Here is a 4607-nt window from a genome sequence, read left to right on the forward strand (position 1 = left end):
GAGATCTTAGAGTGTCATCAATCTTAAAATTTGGAATTTTGCAAAATTCCAAATTTTAAAATCCTCGCAACCAAAATTATTGAAATTTTTAAGCTTTGAAATTTTCAAAATTTTAAAGCTTAAATATGCTTAAAATTTCAGAATTACGCAGATCGTAAAACCCTAAATCCTAAAATTTTGCGCTTATACGGGATTTTGAAATTTTACTTGTAAGCCGGATTTTAAAATTCGCGCCCGACTGAATTTAAAATTTTAAAATTTCGCCGCAAAATAACGCATGGACGTAAATTTTTTGCTCGCATAGACTTTAAAAGCTCGCGTAAGTTTTAAGTTTCGCAGAAGCTATGTAAGCAAGTATAAATTATCTACGTCGAATATTGTGACTCATTATATCTCTTTGTGCCGCTAGCTCAAAATATCCGCGCGGTGATAAATTCTGCGAGCTGAGCTAATTTAAGCCCATTATTAGATTAGTTATGTATAATGCGATTTCTTTTTGTGGACAGATGGGTGAGTGGCCGAAACCACACCCCTGCTAAGGGTGCAGCTTCTAACCGGGGCTCGAGGGTTCAAATCCCTCTCTGTCCGCCACTACTTTAGAATTTAAATCAATAAAATTTCACTTCCGTGATTCAGCCGATTTCAGCCGCCTAGGATACTGCCTAAAAGCAGCACGGGCATCATTAGTGGCATTACGATGAGCCCTTGTATGTCGGTATCCATTTTCGCATCGCGCTCACTTTTGATCCCGCTATCGACCGCTATACGCGCGGGGTACTCGATCGGCACGCTTAGGCGGTGCGATCTGCGCAGCTCGTCGTGATCTTTTAGGCGCTTAAAATATTTGCCTTCGATCAGATAAGAGTAACGAAACGTAGAGCTATACGCGGGCTCAAGCTGCTCGGGATCATCCATCAGCTTAGCCTGCACGGATAGTGGCAGATCATATTTTACGAGCTCGATTTCATGCTGGATATACGCAGCATCGCTACCCTCGTTGTATCTGTCGATCGTGAGCATGCTTACGTTGCGCCTTATTGCGTCTTTATTTAGCGACGCCAGACTCGCAACCTTGGCGCGCACGGCACTAAGATTTGCATCAAATATGTAATCGTAAATCTCGCCACTCATTCGCAGCTGACCGCCGGACGCCGCGCTCATCGCGACGATATGCTCGCGCCCTTGCATGTAGCCCGGCAAATTCTTACTCACGCATCCGCTAAAAATCCCACAGCATAGTGCCAAAACCGCGCCGCAAATCCAAAATTTCATAAACTTCCTTCGTAAAATTTAAAAACGGATTGTATTAAATTTTGCCTTAACGAGAATGGAATTTTATGACGTGGCGAAATGGGATTGTATGATGGAATTCTATGGCGGCGACGCGTAGAATTTCGCGCGGACTTCCATAAAATTCCGATGAAATTTCGCAAGAATTAAAGCCGGAACGCACGGAAAAGGCAAAATAAGCGCAATGGCATTGCCGAGATTTTAAAATTTTAAAATCTCGAGGAAATTTCGCGAAAGGAAGTGAGCCATTTGCGCCTCAAAATTTAACCGTCATCGCGAGCTTGCTTTTAAATTTTAAAATTTTACGGCAGGCTTTAGAATCTAAAATTCCAAAGCCATTTTTGATATGTGGCGCACTACTTTCTATTTGCGTTAGCAAGCATCAGCTTTATGCGGTTTTCTTGATTTACCGCGCTTGCGCCCGGGTCGTAGTCGATAGCGGCGATGTTTGCCTGCGGGTAGTTCTGTTTAATCTTTCGGATCATTCCGCGCGCGATGATGTGGTTTGGCAGGCAGCCGAAGGGCTGCGCGCACACGACGTTTTGTATGCCGTGGCGCATAAACTCGACCATCTCCGCCGTCAGCAGCCAGCCCTCGCCCATCTTCACGCCGTGACCGATGTAGCCGTCGGCGGCGGCGCGAACCTCGCTAAATGGGCTCGGCGCGCGAAATCCAAATCGTTTTATCTGCTTAATCATCATGCGCTGGAAAAATTCCACTACCTTAGCGACCGCAAGCGAGCCGTAATACGCCGCGCCGCCCTTGCCGTAGAGCTGCTTGTCGTAGACCGCATCGTAGATGCAGGTAAGCACGAAGTCCATCAGCCCCGTATTTACGGGCTCCGCATTTTCGCGGATGAGGTAGGCATTTAGGCCGTTGTTGCCGATAGGGGAGTATTTGAGATAAATTTCGCCCACGATGCCCACCTTCACTCGCGGCTTATCGTCGCGCTCGATTTTAGCGAACTGCGAGAGGATAAATTTGAAATTTTTCTTGAGATTGAAAAACGATCTTTGATCGGTCAAATTTTTGATCCGCTCGGCGCAGAGTTCGTAAATTTCATTCGTTTGGTTTTTGATCTTTTCGTAGGGCTTGCACTGATTATACAGCCCCATCATCAAATCGCCGTAAAATATCGCGGCGAAGAGCTTTAGAAGCGATTTTTTTCCGAGGCTAAATTCATTCTCATCTAGCGAGCCGAAATTTAACGAGATCGCGGGGACGTAGCTAAAACCGCTGTCCTCAAGCGCTTTGCGAAGCAAATTTATGTAGTTGCTCGCTCTGCAGCCGCCGCCCGTTTGGCTGATGAGAAGCGCTACCTTGTGCGTATCAAACTCGCCACTTTTGAGCGCGTCGATGAACTGCCCGATGACGAGCAGCGCGGGGTAGCACATATCGTTGTGGACGCTGCGAAGCCCTTCCTCGACGATATTTTGACGATTTTCGCCGAGCAAGACGCTCTTGTAGCCCTCGTCGCGCAGCACGCCTTGCATAAAGCGAAAATGCGGATCGATCATCGTGGGGATCAATATCGTGTGGGTCGCTTTCATATCCTTCGTAAATTTAGCAAACATTAGCGCGCATCCTTTCTTGCTTCTTGTTGCGCGCCTTGCCTTTCGCGCTCTATCATAGTCGCTTTTAGGCTACGCAGGCGGATCTTGACCGCACCTAGGTTCGTAACCTCGTCGATTTTAAGTTGAGTGTAAATTTTACCGTTTTGGCGCAGTATGTCGCGCACCTCGTCACCCGTGATCGCATCTATCCCGCAGCCGAAGCTCACTAACTGCACCAGCTGCATACGCGGGTATTTACAAATGAACCGCGCCGCGCTATAAAGCCTGGCGTGGTAGGTCCATTGATTAAGGCTTTTCGTCTGCACCCTGCTAAGCGGCAGCGCGTCCTCGCTAAGCACTATAAAGCCCAAGGAATTTAGATAGCGATCGATGCCGTGGTTGATCGTCTTGTCGATATGATACGGACGACCCGCTAGCACGACGGCGGACGCACCGCTTGCATTGATCTCCTTTAGGGTCTCCTCGCCTTTTATTAAAACGGTATTTTTATAGCTTTGCAGCTCCTTAAGGCCTTGCAAGACGGCGTTTTTCACAGCGTCGGAATGAAATTTATACCCGGCATCCGCGAGCTCAGCCTGCATCGTTTTGCAAAACGAATCTTGCATGTTAAGATCCACGTGTGGGTAGAGGAATTTTTTCTCCTCCAGCGCGCCTACATTCGCGCGTATCAGTTCTGGGTAGTATGCGACTACGGGGCAGTTGTAGCAGTTCTCGCTGATATTTTCATCCAGGCTGTAGCTCATACACGGATAAAAGATAAAATCGACGCTCTTATTTAGCAGATCGTAGATGTGGCCGTGCACGCTTTTGGCCGGGTAGCAGACGGTATCGCTCGGGATGCTTTGGCTTGCTAAAAACAGCGTCTCTTTTCGCGGCTTTTGCGACAGCACGACGCTCATGCCTAAATTTTCAAAAAACGCACTCCAAAACGGGATCATCTCAAACATATTCAAAACAAACGGAATTCCGACCCGCGGTGCGTCTTGCTTCGGCGGCTTGCGATATTTTCGCAAAAGCTCGTTTTTAAACTCAAATAAATTCGTAATGTCGTGGCGGATCTCCTTGCCCGCGCCGCGCTCGCACTTATTTCCCGAGACGAATTTAGTATCGCCGAAGTAGCTGATCGTAAGTGGGCATTTGTTCGTACAGAGCTTGCAGACGCTAAATTCACTGCGATGAGTGAAATTTTCAAGCTCTGCACGACTGATCATATCGGTACGCTCGTTTGCGTTATTTTTGGCAAAAAGCGCCGCGCCGTATGCACCCATAAGCTCGCTGATATCTAGACGGATCACGTCCTTGCCGAGCTCTTTTTCGAAGGCACGCAGCACAGCATTGTTTAAAAAGGTACCGCCCTGCACTACGATGTTTTGACCCAAATCGTCGGCGTTTCGCACGCGGATAACCTTGTAAATCGCATTTTTGATGACGCTAATAGCAAGACCTGCGCTGATGTCCTCGATCGTAGCGCCGTCCTTTTGAGCCTGCTTAACCGAAGAGTTCATAAAGACCGTGCAGCGGCTACCGAGCTTAGCGGGATGGGTTGCAAAAAGGGCTAGGTTTGCGAAATCTTTAATGTCGTAACCCAAAGAATTTGAAAAGGTCTGCAAAAACGAGCCACAGCCCGAGCTGCACGCCTCGTTTAGCACGATAGAATCAATATTGCCGTCTTTAATGGAGAAACACTTGATGTCCTGCCCGCCGATGTCGATGATGAAATCGACCTTTGGATTGAAGTGGCGC

The 4607-nt window shown here is 47.6% G+C and carries 3 protein-coding genes and 1 tRNA gene; 1 reads left to right on the forward strand and 3 read right to left on the reverse strand.

Translation table 11 applies throughout. The annotated features are described in order from the left end of the window. Positions 1–500: 500 nt before the first annotated feature. Positions 501–591, forward strand: a tRNA-Ser gene (locus tag Q0256_RS00995). A 51-nt stretch (positions 592–642) separates the two neighbouring features. Here Q0256_RS00995 and Q0256_RS01000 read toward each other — a convergent pair. From Q0256_RS01000 to Q0256_RS01010, 3 genes are all read right to left on the reverse strand, one after another. Then, complete coding sequence (locus tag Q0256_RS01000) at positions 643–1272, reverse strand: hypothetical protein (RefSeq protein WP_297959210.1); 630 nt, start codon at positions 1270–1272, stop codon at positions 643–645. Positions 1273–1646: 374 nt separating this feature from the next. Further along, a complete protein-coding gene (locus Q0256_RS01005; RefSeq protein ID WP_297959212.1) occupies positions 1647–2864 on the reverse strand; it encodes a 2-hydroxyacyl-CoA dehydratase in 1218 nt (405 codons plus the stop codon). Next, positions 2864–4607 (reverse strand): acyl-CoA dehydratase activase-related protein (locus Q0256_RS01010; RefSeq protein WP_297959214.1); only part of this gene is annotated, 1744 nt, incomplete at its 5' end. The genes Q0256_RS01010 and Q0256_RS01005, both read right to left, overlap by 1 nt.

This window comes from uncultured Campylobacter sp. (genome assembly GCF_937949835.1).
In the GTDB taxonomy this organism is placed as follows: Bacteria; Campylobacterota; Campylobacteria; order Campylobacterales; family Campylobacteraceae; genus Campylobacter_B.